The following is a 1,936-nucleotide window of genomic DNA, read 5'->3' as shown; positions in this document are numbered from 1 at the left end:
AGCCTCGACGCGGAACGTTCCTTCCGCGAGGTCGGCTTCGACTCGCTCACCGCCGTCGAACTGCGCAACCGGCTGAACAACACCACGGGCCTGCGCCTGCCGGCCACAGCGGTCTTCGACTACCCGAGCCCGACCGCCCTGGCCGACTTCCTGGCCCGGGAGATGTCCGGGTCGGTCGCCGAGGAGTCGGCCGCCCTCTCGGCCTACTCCGGACTCGACAGGCTCGAAGCATCGCTCACCGAGCTCCTGGACGACGAGACCGCCCGGGAGCGGGTCGCGGCGCGGCTCAAGGACATTCTCTCCGTGCTGAGCGACACCGGTGGATCCGGCGAGGGAGGCGACGACGAAGTTTCGGTCGCCGACAAGATCCAGTCGGCCAGCGACGACGACATGTTCGACTTCATCGACAACCAGCTCGGGCTCTGAGTACGTCGCCGTACCACCGTGCGAAATGAGGAAGGCGTCCATCGGATGGCGAACGAAGAGAAGCTCCGTGACTATCTCAAGCGGGTCACCACCGACCTGGCTCAGACCCGGGAGCGCCTGCGCGAGGTAGAGGGCCGACAGCAGGAACCCGTGGCCATCGTCGGGATGGCGTGCCGGTTCCCGGGCGGGGTGTCGTCGCCGGAGGAGTTCTGGGAGCTGCTGACGTCGGGTGGGGACGCGATCGGTCTCTTCCCGACGGATCGGGGTTGGCCCGAGGATCTGGTCGATCCGGATCCGGATGCGGTGGGCAAGAGCGTCTCGGGTGAGGGTGGATTCCTGTACGACGCGGGTGAGTTCGACGCGGAGTTCTTCGGGATCAGTCCGCGCGAGGCGATCGTGATGGATCCGCAGCAGCGGTTGCTGCTGGAGACGTCGTGGCAGGCGCTGGAGCGCGCCGGGATCGACCCGACGGCGTTGCGGGGCAGCGCGACGGGTGTGTTCGCCGGCCTCTTCTACCACGACTACCTGCCGTTCTACCCCGTGCCGGAAGAGGCCGAGGGGTATCTCGGCACCGGTGGCATGGGGTCGGTCGTCTCGGGGCGTGTGGCGTATGCGCTGGGGCTGGAGGGCCCGGCGGTGACGGTGGACACGGCGTGTTCGTCGTCGCTGGTCGCGCTGCACCTGGCCTGCCAGTCGCTGCGGTCCGGGGAGAGCACCCTGGCGTTGGCGGGTGGCGTGACGGTGATGTCGACCCCCGGCACGTTCATCGACTTCTCGCGGCAGCGCGGCCTGGCGTCCGACGGTCGCTGCAAGGCGTACGGGGAGGCGGCGGACGGCACCGGGTGGGGTGAGGGTGTCGGCGTCCTGGTGATGGAGCGGCTGTCGGACGCGCGCCGCAACGGTCACCGGGTTCTGGCGGTGGTGGCGGGGACGGCGGTCAACCAGGACGGGGCGTCCAACGGTTTGACCGCGCCCAACGGTCCCTCCCAGCAGCGGGTGATCCGTGCCGCGCTGGCCAGCGCCGGGGTGGGTGCTGACGGTGTGGATGTGGTCGAGGGGCATGGGACGGGGACGCGGCTTGGCGATCCGATCGAGGCGCAGGCGCTGCTGGCGACGTACGGTCAGGGGCGGCCGGAGGAGCGGCCGTTGCTGCTCGGTTCGGTGAAGTCGAACATCGGCCACGCCCAGGCGGCCGCCGGTGTGGCAGGGGTCATCAAGATGGTGACCGCGATGCAGCACGGTGTCGTGCCGGCGACGCTGCATGTGGACGAGCCGTCTTCGCGTATCGATTGGGAATCGGGCGCGGTGCGGCTGGTGACCGAGGCGACGGCCTGGCCGGAGACAGGCGAGCGGCCGCGGCGCGCAGGCGTCTCGTCGTTCGGCTTCTCCGGCACCAATGCGCACGTGATCATCGAGCAGGCACCCGACCAGGATGCTTCAATCTCCGGTGCCGACGGTGTGGCGTTGCCTGTCGTGCCGTGGGTGGTGTCGGGCCGGTCTGCGGCTGGTC

At 69.6% G+C, this 1,936-nt stretch carries 2 protein-coding genes; both read left to right on the top strand.

Annotated elements, in window-relative coordinates; genetic code table 11:
* Positions 1-426, top strand: a 426-nt coding sequence (locus tag KV557_RS41655) for an acyl carrier protein (protein WP_256178748.1), incomplete at its 5' end; no start/stop codon positions are given.
* A 45-nt stretch (positions 427-471) separates the two neighbouring features.
* Positions 472-1,936 (top strand): type I polyketide synthase (locus KV557_RS41650; RefSeq protein ID WP_218207329.1); only part of this gene is annotated, 1,465 nt, incomplete at its 3' end.

Origin of the sequence: Kitasatospora aureofaciens, from assembly GCF_019192735.1 — a bacterium.
Taxonomy (GTDB): Bacteria; Actinomycetota; Actinomycetes; order Streptomycetales; family Streptomycetaceae; genus Kitasatospora; species Kitasatospora aureofaciens_A.
This window is presented reverse-complemented; position numbering and strand designations above follow the sequence as displayed.